Below are 15,512 nucleotides of genomic sequence, written 5' to 3' on the forward strand. Positions count from 1 at the left end.
AGTGGGACGGCCGGTCTACGCGGCCGGACTCGCCCGGGCCGACAGCCGATTTCACAGTGCCCCGAGGGCGTGATAGAGTCTTTTCTTGTGCCGCGGGGTGGAGCAGCTCGGTAGCTCGCTGGGCTCATAACCCAGAGGTCGTAGGTTCAAATCCTGCCCCCGCAACCAACTGGCCCGGACTTGAGGAGAAATCCCCAGGTCCGGGCCGATTTTTGTCTGTACTGCTTGTGGCACCCGGAGGATGAGTGGACGAGGCTCTCGACGCCGCGCGCGTCGCGGCGGTCTGGGAGGAGCATCCCACCTGGGCGCTGCTGCGCAGCTATAACGGCCGCTGGGTCCTCCCCCTCTTCTCGCGCCATCTGGAGTACGCCGACGGCACGGTCTCGGCGGACTGGTTCCACCAGAAGGTCGCGGAAGCGCTCGACGCGCTGGACGATGACCGCGCGCCGGCCGACGAACCCACGCCCGGCGCCGACGCCGAGTCCTCCCGCACCTCCCCCGTCGAGTACTGCCGCAGCTGGGTCGACAGCCGCTGGCTGATCCGCACCCGCGCCGGGGCCGGCGAGGGACGCGCGCGCTACCGGCTCTCGCAGTACGCGCTCCAAGCGCTGCGGATCGTCCGCGAACTGGCCGAGCCGGACAGCGCGGTGTCGGAGGCGCGCTTCGCGAGCATCGCGCACGCCGTCCACCACCTCGCAGCGCTGACCGACCCCACCGCGGAGTCCCAGCTGGAACGCCTCGACAGGGAGATCGCCGGGTTGCAGGCCCGGCGGGATGCGATCGCACGCGACGGCGCCGTCGCCGCGTCGCCCGAGACCGTCGCCCGCCAGGTGCGCGAGGTGCTGCGGCTCACCGCGACCCTGCCGGAGGACTTCCGCCAGCTCGGCGCGATGGTCGAGCAGCGGCACCGCGAGGTCGCGCGGGCGGCCTCGTCCCAGCACGTCGGCAAGGGCGCGATCGTCGACCGCTTCCTGCGCGACAACGACCTCCTGGAGCAGACACCGGAGGGCCGCGCCTACCGCGGCTTCGCGGGGATGCTGTCCTCGCGCGAGCTGGACGGGATGCGCGCCGACATCGACCGCGTGCTGTCCCGGCCGGACACGGAGCTGACCGAGCGGCAGCGCACGCAGCTGGAGACCCTGATCACCTCGCTGCTGGCCGAGGAGCAGACCGTCCAGGAGACCTACGTGCGCTGGACCTCGTCGCTGCGCCGGTTCCTCAGCCGCAGCGGCTCCGACCGGCACGCGCGCTTGCTGTCGTTCGCCGCCCGCGCGCTCGACGCCGGTGCGCTCTGGACGGAGCGCCGGCCCGGCCCTGTGCTGGTCGACGGCGACGTGCTCGGCGTCGGCGGCTGGGATCTGGTCGACGTGACCCAGACCCAGCTCTGGCGCGACCGCGGCCGGCCGGAGGTCGGCGTGGCGATCGCCGAGAACGACGACCCGCTGCCCGCGCACGAGCGCGACGCGCTCCGGTTGGCGGTCGGGACCAGCACGACCGCTGTGCGGGAGACGATCGACGCGCTGCTGGCGCGCGCCGAGACCGTCACCGGGGCCGACGTGTACGCGCAGACGCCGCCGGAGTTCCGCCGGCTCGGACTGGCCGTGAGCCTCATCGAGCTGGGCGCCGAGCACGGCGCCGTGGCCGAGGGCGTCCAGACCGTGCCGTTGGAGCTGGCCGACGGCGACCGCGAAGTGACCATGCCGCTGCTCGTCTTCGGACGGGACGCGCTCGAGACGGAGGCGGAGGACCGGTGACGGACACGCTCGAACAGGACCCGATCGGCAGCGAGGAGGCCGAAGGCACCGACGCGTTCGGCGACCGCGCCTCCGACGCCCTCCCCCGCGAGGCGCGCACCGCGCTCGTCACCCTGCTGACGAGCCGGTTCATCACCCGCGCGAAGCAGCCCGACGCCTGGCGCGGCCTCCTCGACCACGAGGACGACATCCGCGCCCGGCTCGGCGAGCTGTTCCTGGAGCTGCACCTCGACCGCGAGCACGAGGTCGCCTTCAAGCGCCAGAACGGCGAGGACGGCGTCCCCGTCCTGCTGCGCCGCGAGAAGCCGCTGTCGCGCGACGCCTCGCTGCTGCTGGTGCTGCTGCGCCAGGAGCACGCATACACCGACGCGCAGGACGAGCCGGTCACGGTCACCCGCGACCACATCGCCGAGTTCCTCGGCCGGTTCCAGGGCGACTCCGCGCACGACGAGGTGCGCGTGGACCGCCGGATCCGCGCGGCGATCGCGGCCCTCGACCGGCTGGAGCTGCTCACCCCCGCACCGGAGGACCCCGATCTCTTCGTCGTCTCGCCCGCGGTCGTGCCGCTGATCGGGACCGCGGAGCTGCTCCACCTGGAGCGGATGTTCCTGGAGGGCGCGGGAGAAGACGCCCCCACCGCCGAGGAGGACGCCGAGTGACCGACCTGCCCGTCGACGACGGCCTGCTGCGCCGCGGCCAGTTCCGCATCGAACTCGTCCAGCTGCTCAACTGGGGAAGCTACGACGGCCTGCACCGGATGCCGGTCGGCCGCGGCGGCATCGCCATCCTCGGCCCGACCGGGCGCGGCAAGTCCACCGTGCTCGACGCGATGTCGGCCGTCATCATGCCGAACCCGCAGGAGTTCAACCGCGCGGCGCGCGACGACTCCCGGCAGCGCTCCGAGCGCACCGTATACAGCTACGCCCGCGGCAAGACCGACGAGGTGAAGGACGCCGGGTCGGACACCACCACGACGCACTTCCTCCGGCCGCTCGGCACCGCGTTCCCGAGCGGCGCCGCGATCACCTGGCGCACCGAGCTGGGCGAGACGATCACCGCGGCGCGCCTCGCCTGGATCGGGCCGGACACCTCCACGCAGGACGAGGTCACCACCGCGACGGTGTACCTGCTCGCCCACGGCGAGTTCCCGCTCGGCCGGCTCAACGAGCTGGTGCAGGAGCCCGGCAGCTCGTCGCCGCTCACCCGCGCCTCCCTCGCCCGGCTCGTGCATCCCGAGCGCGACCTGGTCACCTCCTCCCAGCCCGAGCTGCGCGTGCGGCTCTGCGAGGAGCTGGGCATCGGGGGCAGCGACGAGTCGCAGCTGAAGGCGCTCACCCTGCTGCGCCGCGCCCAGGCGTCCAAGGGCGTCTTCTCCATCGACGAGCTGTTCAAGAGCTTCGTGCTCACGGAGCCGCGCGCCCTCTCCCGCTGGGAGACGACCCTCAGCAGCTACCGCGAGGCGTCGGCGCTGTACGACGTCTTCGAGACGACGCGCCGCAAGCTGGAAGTCCTCGCGGACGTCCCGGCGCGAGCCGAGCAGTACGCGGCCGCCGCCGAGGACGCGACCGGCAAGCGCCGGCTGCTCTCCCCCGCCGACGGCGAGAACGACCCGCGCCTGCGGGTCTGGCTGGCCGAGCGCGTGCGCGACTGGGTGTCCGGCCAGGTGGACGAGGTCCGCGACCGCAAGCGCGAGCAGGAGGCGCTGCGCCGGGACGCCGACGCCGAGGAGCGCGCGGCGCATCGTGCGCACCAAGACGCCCAGGCCCGGCTCGCGGCGGCCGGCGGCGACCCGTCCGTGGCACTCCGCCGCGAGCACGAGTTCGCCGAGCGGGTCCTCGCGGCGCAGACCCGGGAGCGTGCCGCGGCCGGCGCGCTGTTCGCCCGCGCGGGGCTGACCGCTCCGGAGACCGCCGACGACCTCGCCGCGCTCCAGCGCGAGGCGGAGACCCTTCTCGCCGCGGCCACCGCCGACGACGACCGGCAGGCGCACCGCTACGAGCTGGCCGGCCGCGTCGACGCCGCCAAGAAGGCCATCGCCGCGGCGACCGCCGAGAAGCGGTCGTTCGAGCAGCGCCGCAGCAACGTGCCGGCCGACGCCGACGAGCGGCGCCGCCGGATCGCCGACGGCACAGGCCTGGCTCCCGAGGACCTCCCCTACGCCGGCGAGCTGTTCGAGGTCGCGCCCGGCCGCCGGGACTGGAGCCGCGCGGTGGAGTCCGTGCTCGGCGAGGTCGCGACCCACCTGATCGTGGACGAGCGCAGCTTCGATGCCGTGCGCCGGTTCGTGAACGATGCCGACATGCGCGGCCGGGTCGTGCTGGTGCCGGCCGCAGCCGGTCGCGCGCCTGCGCTCGACCCGGCCGATAAGACCGTGCCCGCCCTCCTGCAGTTCGACGACGCGAGTCCGTTCTGGGGCTGGCTGCACGACGAGCTGGTCGCCGACCGCAGCGTGCTGTGCGTCGAGTCGCCCGAGGAGCTGGACGCGCCGCGTCCCGCCGGTGTCTCCGGTGCGGTCACCCGCTCCGGCATGCGCTCCGCCGCGCGCGGCCGCGTCGTCAAGGACGACCGCCGCACCGCCTCCTGGATCGGCCTCGACAACACACCCCGCATCCACGAGCTGGCCGCGCGGATCGCGTCCCTCGAGGCCGAGCTGGCGGACGCCAGGGCGGAGTCCGACCGCGCGGAGGCCGAGCACGGCGAGGCCCGCCGGCGCAGCGAAGCCCTCGGCGCGATCCGCGCGATCGAGTGGCAGGCCATCGAGGTCGCACCGCACGCGGCACACGTGGCCGAGCTGGCGGAACAGCTCGCGAACGTCTCCGTGGCACACCCCGAGGCAGCCGCCCTGCAGGAGGAGGCCGAGCGCCACGACCGCGAGCGCCTGGACGCCGCCAAGCGCGGAGCCGCCCTCCAGACGAAGGTGGACGAGCTGGAGTCCCGGCACGCCGACCTCATCGACATCGAGGACAGCGTCGCGGACGCCCTGGAGGACAACAGCGCGCTGACGGCCGAGGAGCGCCTGCTGCTCGGGACGCTGCCATTCGCGGCTCCGCGCGAGCCGGCCGACGTCGACCGCCGCTACGCCGAGGCGCTCGCGGCGCTCCGCGACCAGATCGACGCCCACCAGCGCAGCGTCGAGAACGTCGAGCAGCTGCTCGTCGTGACGTTCGAGCGTTACCGGGACCTCGATCCCGGCGCCGAGATCGACGCCACCATCGACAGCCTCCCCGCCGTGCAGGCCATCCACCGGGTGCTCGTGGAGGACGACCTCCCCCGCGCCAAGTCGGACTGGCTGGTCAAGGCGGGCGCGAGCATGGGCGACAGCCTGCGCGCGCTGCTCACCCAGATCGAGGAGGACGGCCACGCGATCCGCCGCGGCGTCCGCCCGATCTCCAGCGCGCTGCGCGGCATCGAGTTCCGCGAGGGGTCCACGCTCGACATCGATCCGCGGCCGGTGTCGAACAGCGACCTCCACGAGTTCACCCGCACGCTGCGCAAGCACACCGCTGCGTCTGGAGCCGACCGGAGGGACGCCGCGGCGATCGAGCGCGACTTCCTCGACCTCCGCCGCGACCTGGCCCGCTTGGAGGAGCGCTCGCGGGCCGGGGAGGCCTGGCGGCGCCGGGTGCTCGACGCGCGCGAGCACTACCAGTTCCGGGCGATCGAGACCCGCGCCGACGGCGCCCAGATCGTGCACGAGGGCGTCGCGGGCAAATCCGGCGGCGAGGGTCAGGAGCTGATCGCCTTCGTCCTCGGCGCCGCACTGCGCTACCGGCTCGGCGACGGGACGGACGCGATCCCGACCTACGCCCCGATCGTCCTCGACGAGGGCTTCGTGAAGGCGGACAACGAGTACACCGGCCGCGCGCTGGCGGCGTTCCGCGGCCTCGGCTTCCAGCTCATCGTCGGCGCTCCGCGCGACAAGGTGAACGCGTTCGAGGAGCACGTGGAGTCGGTGGCGTACGTGACGGGCGACCCCGCCCGCCCCGGGCTGTCGCGCATCTACTCGCTGAGCATCCGGGAGGCGCTGGAGGGCGAGCGGATCGGCGCGCTCCAGCCCTAGGGGCGCCCGCCGAACGTCACCTCGTCCAGCTCCAGCACCTCCACGCCGGCCGCGATGAGGTCGAGCGTGACCCGCTCCGCGATGTCCCGCGCAGGCTCGCCGTCGTCGTAGGTCCAGTGCGCCCCCGCCGGGACGATCACGTCGAACCCGCGCTCCAGCGCGCCGATCGCGGTCGCCTGCACGCAGTACTCGCTCTGCAGTCCCGCCACCACCAGGGTGTCCACCCCCATGGCGCGCAGCACGTCCGCCAGCGCCGGGTTGGACTCGAAGGCGTTCGCGGCGTCCTTGCGCACGACCGGCTCGCCGGGCAGCGGCGCGAAGACCAGCTCCCAGCCCGGCGCCTCCGGCTCGTCCGGATCGCCGCGGCGTCCGTCGTTCTTCACATGCACGATCGCGGCGTCCGCGTCCCGTGCCGCGTCCAGAAGATCCGCGAGGACGCCGGTGAACTCCGCGGCGCCCTCGACGGCTGTCTCGCCCTCCAGCATGTTGCGCTGGACGTCGACGAGGATGAGGCCATATCCCATGCGCTCCATCATGCGCCGCATTCGCTATGGTCGTAAACCGGGGGCCACCAAGACAGACCCGCGCCGCGAGGAGGACTGTGGCTGACGATCACGGCAAGGCGACGCAGTCCGCCGTGCGCGAGCGCAACCTGACCAGCGCGCTGCAGCTCGTGCTGTCCGGCGAGGGACTGGCCACCCGGGCGAGCATCGCGCGCCGCACCGGGCTGACGTCGGCGACCGTGTCGTCGCTGCTCGCCGGTCTCATCGCCGACGGGCTGGTGGTGGAGGGCAGCCTCGCCGAGAGCACCGGCGGCAAGCGCGCGACCACCCTGCGCGTCGACGCCTCCCGGAACGTGCTGCTGTCGGTCATCGTGCAGCCGGGCCTGGTCCGCGGCGCCGTGCTCGACCTCCTCGGCGACGTGGTGCAGAGCGTCGCCCACCGCACCTCCTCGACCGCGACGGTGGAGGACGTCCGCTCGATCGTCCGGCGGCTGGCGACGGCGACGACGGCACGCGTGGTCGCCGTGGCGGTCCAGGTCCCCGGCATCGTGGACGCCGGCCTGGTCCGCGAGAGCGTGCAGCTCGGCTGGCTGGACGTCGACCTCGGCCGCGAGCTCGCCGGCGTCGTCTCGGCGCCCGTGCGCCTGGTCAACGACGCCGACGCGGAGGCGATCGCCGACTCCGAGATCTCCGACGAGTTCGGCGCCAACCAGCTCTTCGTCTCGCTCAGCACCGGCGTCGGAGCGGCTGTCATCGTCGACGGCGACGTGCTCGCCGGCGCGACCCACCGCGCCGGCGAGATCGGCCACGTGCCCGTCCTGTTCGGCGAGGACGCGCCGCTCTGCGCCTGCGGCAACCGGGGCTGCCTGGAAGAGGTCGTCTCGGTGACGAGCCTCCTCGGCCTCCCCCACGGCGCCGACCTGGAGGCCGTCGACGTCGCAGCGCTGGCCGCCCTCCCGGAGTCCCGCGAGCGCATCGCCGCCGGCGCCCGCGCGCTCGCCCGCGCGCTCCTGATGGTCGGCGCCGCCCTCGACGTGCCGAACGTCGTCCTCGGCGGCGCCGCCCCGAAACTCGGCCCCGACTTCATCGGCCATGTGCGCGCGGAGGCCGCGCGGCACCCGGTCCGCGCCGCCATGCCGCTCAGCTTCCGCTACGCGAAGACGGCGCAGGAGCAGCCCTTCCGGGGCGCTGCGCAGTACGCGCTGCAGGCGACGCTGGGGGTCAGCTGGGCGCGCTGAGACACCCTCCGTCTGATATTCTTGTGCTGCGATGTGAGTTCCACATCCGTGCGGGCAGGGAGAGAGTGCGTGAGAGCCACGGTCGTCGGCGGCGGCCCCAACGGGCTGTCCGCCGCTGTGACCCTCGCCCGGGCCGGCGTCGAGGTGACCGTCTTCGAGCGGGCGTCGCGCGTCGGCGGCGGCGCGCGCACCAGTGAGCTGACGCTCCCCGGCTTCCTGCACGACGTCTGCTCCGCGGTGCACCCCACGGCGCTGGCGTCGCCGTTCTTCCGCTCCTTCGGGCTCACCGAGAAGGTCCCCTTCGTGATCCCGGAGGCCTCGTACGCGCACCCGTTCGCCGACCGGCCCGCGGCGATCGCGTACCGCGACCTCGACCGCACCGCCGCCTCCCTCGGCGCGGACAGCCCACGCTGGCGGTCCCTCTTCGAGCCGCTGGTGCGAGACATCGAGGGGGTCGTCGACTTCACGGGCGGCGCCCTGCTGCGCCTCCCGGCACGGCCGGTGACCGCCGCCCGCTTCGGGATGCGCGTGCTCGAGAGCCTGGCGGGCGCACGCCTGCGCACGACCGAAGCGCGGGCCCTGTTCGCCGGGGTGGCCGCGCACGCCGCCGGGCGCCTCCCGGGCTTCGCGACGGCAGGGGCCGGGATGCTCCTGGCCGCGCACGGACACGCCGGGGGCTGGGGCCTCCCGCTCGGCGGCAGCGAACGGATCGTCGACGCTCTGGTGGCCGACCTGGTCGCGCACGGCGGCACGATCGTCACCGACACCGAGGTCACCGACCTCGGCGACCTCCCGCCGTCGGAGCTGACCTTCCTCGACACCAGCGCGCGGGCGATGCTGCGCATCCTCGGCGACCGCGTCCCGTCGCGCTACCGCCGGGCCGTCGGCCGCTTCCGGTACGGCGCCGCCGCCGCCAAGCTCGATCTCGCACTCGAGGGCCCCATCCCGTGGAGCGACCCCGCGCTGGCCGGGGTCGCCACCCTCCATCTCGGCGGAACCGCTGCCGAGATCGCGCGCTCGGAGAACGAGATGGCGCGCGGGCGGCACCCGGAGAGCCCGTACGTGCTGCTGGTGCAGCCGACCGCCGTCGACCCGTCCCGCGCCCCGGCGGGCAGGCACGTCGCCTGGGCGTACTGCCACGTCCCGCCCGGCTCCCCGCGGGACATGACCGAGCCGATCCTGAGCCGCATCGAGGCCTTCGCCCCCGGCGTGCGCGACCGCATCCTCGGCGCCCGCAGCACACCGGCGACCGCACTCGAGCAGTACAACCCGAACTACATCGGCGGCGACTTCAACGCGGGGGCCTCGACGGCGCTGCAGTTCGTGAAGCGCCCGGTGATCTCCCGGGCTCCGTGGCGGACGCCCGTCCCCGGCGTGTACCTCTGCTCGTCGTCCACCCCGCCCGGCACCTCCACGCACGGGATGTGCGGGTACCACGCCGCCCGAACCGCCCTGCACGATCGAGGAGTCGCATGAAGAAGCCCGGACTGACCAGGCCCGCGGTCGTCGCGCTCACCCTGATCGCAGCGCTGCTGCTCGCCCTCGCTCCCGCCCAGCTCGTGATCCGCAAGGCCGTGGGCGCCTCGCTCTACCCAGCGCTCATGATGCCGAGCTTCGGAGCACAGGACCCGCGCCCCGACGCGGTGTCGGCACGCCGGCTCGCCCTTGTCGGCGTACGGAGCGACGGCACGGAGCGCGACCTCGACCTCCCGGGGATCCTTCCGCGCTCGCAGACGGTGCCGATCATCATCGCGATGCAGCATTTCTCGCATCCCGCCGTGATCGAGAAGCCCGAGACCGTCTCGTGGCTCACCCGGCGGATCGATGACGCGTATCCGGACGACCGGTTCGTCGCGGTGCGGGTCGTCTGGAGCGACACGACCATCGAGCTCTCCTCGTTCCTGCAGACCGATGTCATCGACGACGAAGCCGGTTTCACCGTCGAGCTGAAGCACACGAAGGAGTCCGACCGATGACGAGAGCGCTGAATGCCGTCGGGCGCTGGTTCGAGCGCGGCGACTTCGCCCCCCGCGACGTCGCGCTCTTCCGCATCGTGCTCGCCACGCTGCTGCTCGCCGCGTTCCCTCAGTTCCGCTGGGCGGCCGAGTATCCGCAGACCTTCTTCCGGCCACCCGTCGGCCCGTTCGTCCTGCTCGGCGGCATTCCGCCGATCGAGTTCCTCTCCGCGCTCGAGGTCGTCCTCGCGATGGCGCTGGTCGCCCTGCTGATCGGGTTCTGCACCCGGACGGCGTCGGTGCTGGTCTCGGTCGTCAGCGTCTTCGGACTGGGCGTCTCGTACTCCCTCGGGAAGGTCGACGGGACCTTCTATCTGATGATCGCGCCGGTCTTCCTGCTGTTCACCCGCTGGGGCGACACCCTCTCGATCGACGCTCTGCTCCGGCGGAGACGAGGTCGCCCGGCGCGAGCGAGCACTCCGCAGTGGCCGCTGCGTCTCTACGCCGTCGCGACCGCCAGCGCGATGCTCACCGCGGCGCTGCCGAAGATCTCCAACGGCTGGCTCTCCACGACGTACTCGGCGACCTACGCAGCGCTGGTGGTCGAGTACTTCGGCAACGACCGCACCGGCTGGCTCGCCGGCTTCTTCCTCCGGCTCGACTCCCCGCTGTTCTGGGAGGCGCTCGACTGGCTCACCGTGATCGCCGAGGCCGCACTGGTCGTGCTCGTCTTCACCTGGCGGTCGTGGCGGATCGGCCTCGCCGTCATGTGCCTGTTCCACGTCGGGGTGCTGATCACACTGACGATCGCGTTCTGGCAGAACGTCGTCGCCTACAGTTCGTTCCTGCTCTGGAGCCGCCTCCCGCTGCCGAAGCTGCGCTCCGTGCCACGGACCTGGCCGATCGCGGCCGCCCCGGTGGTCGTCGTCGCCGGCGGCCTCGGGGTCTGGTGGGCCGTCACCGCGTTCGGTCCGGCGACGTCCTGGCTGGGCCCGGTCATCGTGCTGGCCGGCGGCGCCGTGGCGGTCGTCTACCTGGCGGGCCTGGTCTTGCGAGGACCCGGTCGCGTGGTCCGCCGCGACGGATCAGTCCGCGTCGCCGCGGCAGAGCAGCGAGACTAGCCGGCCGCCGCTCTCCCGCCCGTACCCGCCCGTCACGATGTCCGCGTAGCCGGGCACGATCACGTGCCCCATCTCCACGACGAGCACGCGCGCGCCGAGCGCACGGACGGCGTCCACGACGGCGCGCTGCCAGGGGATCGCGCCCAGCCCCGCGCCCAGGACGATGACCGGCGCGCTCGTCGCCAGCACGGGCTCCGGCGGGTCGTTGCTGTCCACGTCGATGACGGGGTTGCGGGACCAGAGCACATCTTCGGGCGAGCCCGGGTCGGTCCAGGCCTCGGCCAGCGTGTACCAGCGCGGGACGCCCAGGCGCTCGTTGTCGAGGCTGGCCAGCCGGACCACCGTGCAGCGGGTCCGGAAGGCCGGGAGGGCCGCGCGGACGCCCGGCGCGAACCGGAAGCCGGTCAGGTCGGCCGGCGCTGTGCGGGTGTCCGCGACCAGGGTCATCAGGAGACCCCGAGCTGCGCCGAGAGCACCATGACCACGCAGCCACGGAGGACGATATTGCGGCCCTGGCTGGTCATCCGGATGGTGACATCGGAGTGGAAGCCGGCCATCGTGCGGTTGCGGAGGGTCTCCCGCACCGCGTCGATGAGGGTGCCGGCGAGCAGTTCGTCCGGGCCGCTCAGGACCACCTCCGACAGGTTGAGGGCGCCGACGATCGGGGCGAGCGCGACGCCGAGGCGCTGGCCCGCCTGGCGCAGCACCGGTTCGACCGGGTCGCCGGCGAGCGCGGCGGCGGCCACCTTCGACTCCAGGCGCGGGACCGCGAGCCAGGCCTCCAGGCACTTCTCGCGGTCGTACGGGCCCTGGGCGCCGTCGTCGGTGCCGACCATCACCTGGCCGATCTCGCCCGCGGCGAAGCGGCTGCCGAAGACCAGCGCGCCCGCGACGAGGAGGCCGGAGCCGACGCCGTGACCGACCTTGACCAGCATCATGTCGCCCTGGGCGTCGGCGAAGCCGTGCTCGGCGAGCACCGCCACGTTGGCGTCGTTGGCGACGAAGACCGCGAGCCCGGTCCGCTCGGCGAGGCGCCGCTGCAGCGGCTCGTCGGTCCAGCCCAGGTTGGGCGCGGCCACCACGGTCCCCGTGGCGTCCACGATGCCGGGCGATCCGACGCCGACGCCGAGAATGGGCGCGGTCGCCGCGGCGACCAGCTCATCCACCAGCGCGAGCACTTTCGCCGTCGCCTCCTCGCCACGGCTGCCGGCCAGCTCGACCTCGGCCGAGCGGAGCACCGCGCCGTCGATGTCGAGCACCGCGCCGCGGAAGACCGCGTGCTCGCTGAGGTCGACGCCCACGATCTGGGTGGCGGCGCGGTTCACGTCGAGCAGCACGGCCGGCTTGCCCGGACGGGCGTCGTCACGCTGGCCGAGCTCGACCACGAGACCCTCGGCGATCAGCTCGCCGACCAGGTCGGAGATGGTGACGCGCGTGAGGCCCGTCTCCCTCGCCAGGTCGGCGCGGCTGGCCCGGCCGGAGCGGTAGAGCGACTGCAGCACGAGCGACCGGTTGTGGTTGCGGGCATGCTCGGGAAGGACCTTCGTGCGGGGACGCAGGGCACGGCCCGGGACCATCGCACCGTCGACGCCGACCGGTCGGCGATCGGGGACGGGACGCCGCGCTTCATCGATGAGCATGTTTGTTAGTAAAGTAGACAATCAAAGTCTGCGCAAGGGTTCCGCGCTGAAATAACGGCAATGCTTCGAACATCCGCAGGCCGCACGCGCGAACTTAGTAAAGCGCCTGAACATACGCGAACGACCCGCACCCTGGTGGATGCGGGTCGTTCGCGTACAGCGCCGTGGGCTACTTCGACGGGGTCGGAGTCGGCGTCGGGGCCGGCGTTGTGACCGTACCGGTGCCGCCCTCGGCCGCCAACGCCTGCTGCAGCGCCTGCTGCAGCCGCGCGTCCGCGGCGCCGTAGGCGGCCCAGTCGCCGGCCTTCAGCGCGGCCTGGCGGTCCGCCAGCGCCTGCTTCGCCTGCTGGAGCGCCTGCTGCAGCGCGGCGTTGTTCGCGCTGCCGCTCGACCCGGAGCCGGTGCCCGAGCCGGAGCCCGTTCCGCTCGACCCGCCGCCCGACGAACCACCGCCACCGGTCGACGGGATGTTGTTGTCGCCGGCGCTCGCTCCCGAGTCGCCGCCGAACAGCGAGTCCAGCGCCTGGTCGAGGGTGTCCTCGAACGCGATCTTGTCACCGAAGGCGACGAGCACCTTCTGGAGGATCGGATAGCTGGTCTCCCCCGTCGACTTCACGTAGACCGGCTGGACGTACAGCAGACCGCCGCCGACCGGCAAGGTCAGCAGGTTGCCGTTGATCACGTCGGTCTTGCCCTGCCTCAGCAGGTTGAGCTCTTGCGAGACGGTCGGGTCGGAGTTGAAGTTGTTCTGCACCTGACCCGGCCCGGGTATGGTGTCGCTCGATGGCAACGACAGGAGCCTGAGTTTGCCGTAGCCGGACGACACCTTCCCCTTGGTGGAGCCCGCGTCCGCGTCGACCGCCAGATAGCCCTTCAGGATCGAGCGACTGGAATCGCTGGCGGCCTGCGGTATGAACGTCGTGTAGAGCGAGAACGACGGGGTGTCCTGCCCCGGCATCTGCATCGTCAGGTAGTACGGCGGCTGCAGTGTCGGGTCCGACGGCGACGAGGTGGGGTCGTTCGGCGTCGTCCAGGCGTCGTCGCGCGAGTAGAACGAGCCGGCGTCGGTCACGTGGTACTGGCCGAGCACCGAGCGCTGCACCTTGAACAGGTCCGACGGGTAGCGCACGTGGCTGAGCAGCTGGGCGCTCATGTCGCTGACCGGCTTGACCGTGGTCGGGAAGATCTTCTCCCAGGTCTTCAGCACCGGGTCGCTGGCGTCCCACGCGTAGAGCTGCACGGAGCCGTCGTAGGCGTCGACCGTGGCCTTGACCGAGTTGCGGATGTAGTTGATGTCGTCGAAGGCGTAGGCCGGCTTCGGCGTCTCGGTGTCCGCGATGGCGTCGCTCAGGCTGCCGACGTGCGAGTACGGGTACTGGTCGCTCGTCGTGTACCCGTCGATGACCCACTTGATCCGGCCGTCGATCACGGCCGGGTAGGCCTGCGAGTCGAGGGTCAGGTACGGGGCGACCTTCTGGACGCGCTTGATCGGGTCGCGGTCGTACAGGATCTGGGAGTCGCTGTTGACGGCGTCGGAGAGCACGATCTGCTCGTCCTGGAACTTGAGCGCGTAGACCAGCCGCTTGAACACGTTGTCGAGCTTCGGCCCGCCGTTGCCGCTGAACGTCGTGTAGGTCTGCTGCGCGTTGTCGCTGCCGCCGGGGTAGTCGAGCTCGACCGACTTGGAGCCCTTGGGAGCGCCGACGATGGAGTACGTCGGCGACTGCTGCCCGAAGTAGACGCGCGGCTCGTACTGGCCGAGCGTGCCGGTGCTGGGGATGCCGGACTCCATGAACACGGGCTGGCCGTCGCTGGAGCGCTGGTTGCCGTAGGCGGCGACCATCCCGTAGCCGTGCGTATAGACGATGGTGTCGTTGAACCAGCTGCGGCTGGTGAGGCCGGACTGGTTGAGCTCGCGCACCGAGACCACGGCGTCCTGCTCGTTGCCGTTGATCTGGTAGCGGTCGACGTTGAGGTTGCGCGGGAAGGCGTAGTACTGCCGGAACTGCTGCAGCTGCTGGAACGACGGGCTGATGACCGCAGGGTCCATGATGCGGATCTGCGCGGTGGTCTGGGCGTCCTGCCGCAGCGCGCCGGCCTGCGCGTTGGTCGTGGCGTCGTACGGTATGACGTCGATGTTGCTCAGCCCGTAGGCGTCGCGGGTGGCGTCGATCGAGCGCTGGATGTACGGCGTCTCCAGCGTCTTCTGGCTGGGGTCGACCTGGAAGCGCTGCACGATCCACGGGTAGATCGCGCCGACCACGAGAGCCGCGACGATGAGCAGCGCCGTGCCGACGAGCGGGAAGCGCCAGCGCCCGATGAACGCGGTCGCGAAGAACATGAGGGCGACGAGCACCGCGATCCCCGCGAGCACGGCACGGGCGGGGATGGTCGCGTTGACGTCGGTGTACGCGGCGCCGTTGACCATGTCGTTGACGTTCGAGTCGGTGACCGCGGCGTAGCGGTCGAGCCAGATGCTGATGCCCTGCAGGAGCAGGTAGAGGCCCGCGATGACCGAGATCTGCACGCGCGCGGCCTTCGAGATCCGCACCTCCCGGCCGCTGACCCGGAGGGAGCCGTACAGGTAGCAGGTGGCCAGGGTCGCGAGCAGCGCGATGAGCACCACGGCCGAGGCGAAGCCCACTGCGCTGCGGTAGAACGGCAGCGCGAACAGGTAGAAGCCGATGTCGAGGTGGAACAGCGGGTCGGTCTTGCCGTACGACGTGCCGTTCAGCCACATCGCGGCGGCCTGCCAGCGGCTGGCCGCCGAGACGCCGGCGAAGATGCCGAAGACGATCGGGATGCCGTACATCGCGAGCCGGCGCAGCGGCTCGATGACCTGCTGGTAGCGGTCGAGCTGGGTGTTGAGCTTCGCGTAGACCGGGCGCAGCCGGTAAGCGAGCTGGATGCAGAGCCAGAGCGGGACGGCCATCGCGAAGAACCCGATGAAGAACATCGCCGCGCCCGCGAACCACTGCGTGGTCAGGACGTTGAGGAACCCGAGCTGCTGGTACCAGAGAATGTCGGCATACAGTCCGGCGAAGACGAAGAACAGGATCACCAGCGCCACGACCACCCCGAGTGTGATCCAGATGGCGGCCCGGCGACGTCCAGGGGGTCGAACTGCGGCGGTTGAACTCACGTGTGGGCCCTCTTGCTCCTCGTGGGGTGACTCAGAGATCCATCCTAGGCGGGCGTCGCTTGGAGAATGCTGCGGCCCGGCGGTGAAGACGACGCACGC

The 15,512-nt window shown here is 72.1% G+C and carries 11 protein-coding genes and 1 tRNA gene; 8 read left to right on the forward strand and 4 right to left on the reverse strand.

The features are described 5' to 3' along the window. Positions 1–91: 91 nt before the first annotated feature. The 4 genes from F1C12_RS05730 to F1C12_RS05745 all read left to right on the forward strand — a co-directional run bounded on the left by F1C12_RS05730 (position 92) and on the right by F1C12_RS05745 (position 5,814). Positions 92–168, forward strand: a tRNA-Met gene (locus F1C12_RS05730). A gap of 77 nt (positions 169–245) precedes the next feature. Beyond that, on the forward strand, positions 246–1,754 hold the full coding sequence (locus F1C12_RS05735; RefSeq protein ID WP_185277840.1) for a DUF3375 family protein: 1,509 nt from the start codon (positions 246–248) through the stop codon (positions 1,752–1,754). Further along, positions 1,751–2,413, forward strand: a complete 663-nt coding sequence (locus F1C12_RS05740) for a DUF4194 domain-containing protein (protein WP_185277841.1) — start codon at positions 1,751–1,753, stop codon at positions 2,411–2,413. Before F1C12_RS05735 ends, F1C12_RS05740 begins: the two co-directional genes overlap by 4 nt. Beyond that, complete coding sequence (locus F1C12_RS05745) at positions 2,410–5,814, forward strand: ATP-binding protein (protein WP_185277842.1); 3,405 nt, start codon at positions 2,410–2,412, stop codon at positions 5,812–5,814. The genes F1C12_RS05740 and F1C12_RS05745 overlap by 4 nt, the downstream gene beginning before the upstream one ends. Here F1C12_RS05745 and F1C12_RS05750 read toward each other — a convergent pair. Next, positions 5,811–6,338, reverse strand: coding sequence for an isochorismatase family protein (locus F1C12_RS05750; RefSeq protein ID WP_185277843.1), 528 nt, complete (start codon positions 6,336–6,338; stop codon positions 5,811–5,813). The genes F1C12_RS05745 and F1C12_RS05750 overlap by 4 nt on opposite strands. 77 nt (positions 6,339–6,415) lie before the next feature. On the opposite strand from F1C12_RS05750, the gene F1C12_RS05755 reads away from it, so the two are divergent. The 4 genes from F1C12_RS05755 (at position 6,416) to F1C12_RS05770 (ending at position 10,631) form a co-directional block, all read left to right on the forward strand. Further along, positions 6,416–7,555 (forward strand): ROK family transcriptional regulator, encoded by a 1,140-nt coding sequence (locus tag F1C12_RS05755; RefSeq protein WP_185277844.1) that lies wholly within the window; start codon positions 6,416–6,418, stop codon positions 7,553–7,555. Positions 7,556–7,624: 69 nt separating this feature from the next. Further along, positions 7,625–9,031, forward strand: a complete 1,407-nt coding sequence (locus F1C12_RS05760; protein WP_185277845.1) for a phytoene desaturase family protein — start codon at positions 7,625–7,627, stop codon at positions 9,029–9,031. Continuing rightward, positions 9,028–9,531, forward strand: a complete 504-nt coding sequence (locus F1C12_RS05765; protein ID WP_185277846.1) for a hypothetical protein — start codon at positions 9,028–9,030, stop codon at positions 9,529–9,531. The genes F1C12_RS05760 and F1C12_RS05765 overlap by 4 nt, the downstream gene beginning before the upstream one ends. After that, complete coding sequence (locus tag F1C12_RS05770) at positions 9,528–10,631, forward strand: HTTM domain-containing protein (RefSeq protein ID WP_185277847.1); 1,104 nt, start codon at positions 9,528–9,530, stop codon at positions 10,629–10,631. The genes F1C12_RS05765 and F1C12_RS05770 overlap by 4 nt, the downstream gene beginning before the upstream one ends. On the opposite strand, the gene F1C12_RS05775 is transcribed toward F1C12_RS05770, so the two are convergent. From F1C12_RS05775 to F1C12_RS05785, 3 genes are all read right to left on the reverse strand, one after another. Continuing rightward, the gene (locus tag F1C12_RS05775; RefSeq protein ID WP_185277848.1) at positions 10,596–11,078 is read right to left on the reverse strand and encodes a hypothetical protein; all 483 of its coding nucleotides are present in this window, start codon (positions 11,076–11,078) and stop codon (positions 10,596–10,598) included. The genes F1C12_RS05770 and F1C12_RS05775 overlap by 36 nt on opposite strands. Further along, entirely contained in the window at positions 11,078–12,271 is a 1,194-nt protein-coding gene (locus F1C12_RS05780) for an ROK family transcriptional regulator (protein WP_374939556.1), read from the reverse strand. The genes F1C12_RS05775 and F1C12_RS05780 overlap by 1 nt, the downstream gene beginning before the upstream one ends. Before the next feature lie 169 nt (positions 12,272–12,440). Then, positions 12,441–15,413: a UPF0182 family membrane protein gene (locus tag F1C12_RS05785; RefSeq protein WP_185277849.1), complete on the reverse strand. Its 2,973-nt coding sequence runs from the start codon at positions 15,411–15,413 to the stop codon at positions 12,441–12,443. Positions 15,414–15,512: the final 99 nt, after the last annotated feature.

The organism is Leifsonia shinshuensis (assembly GCF_014217625.1).
In the GTDB taxonomy this organism is placed as follows: Bacteria; Actinomycetota; Actinomycetes; order Actinomycetales; family Microbacteriaceae; genus Leifsonia; species Leifsonia shinshuensis_A.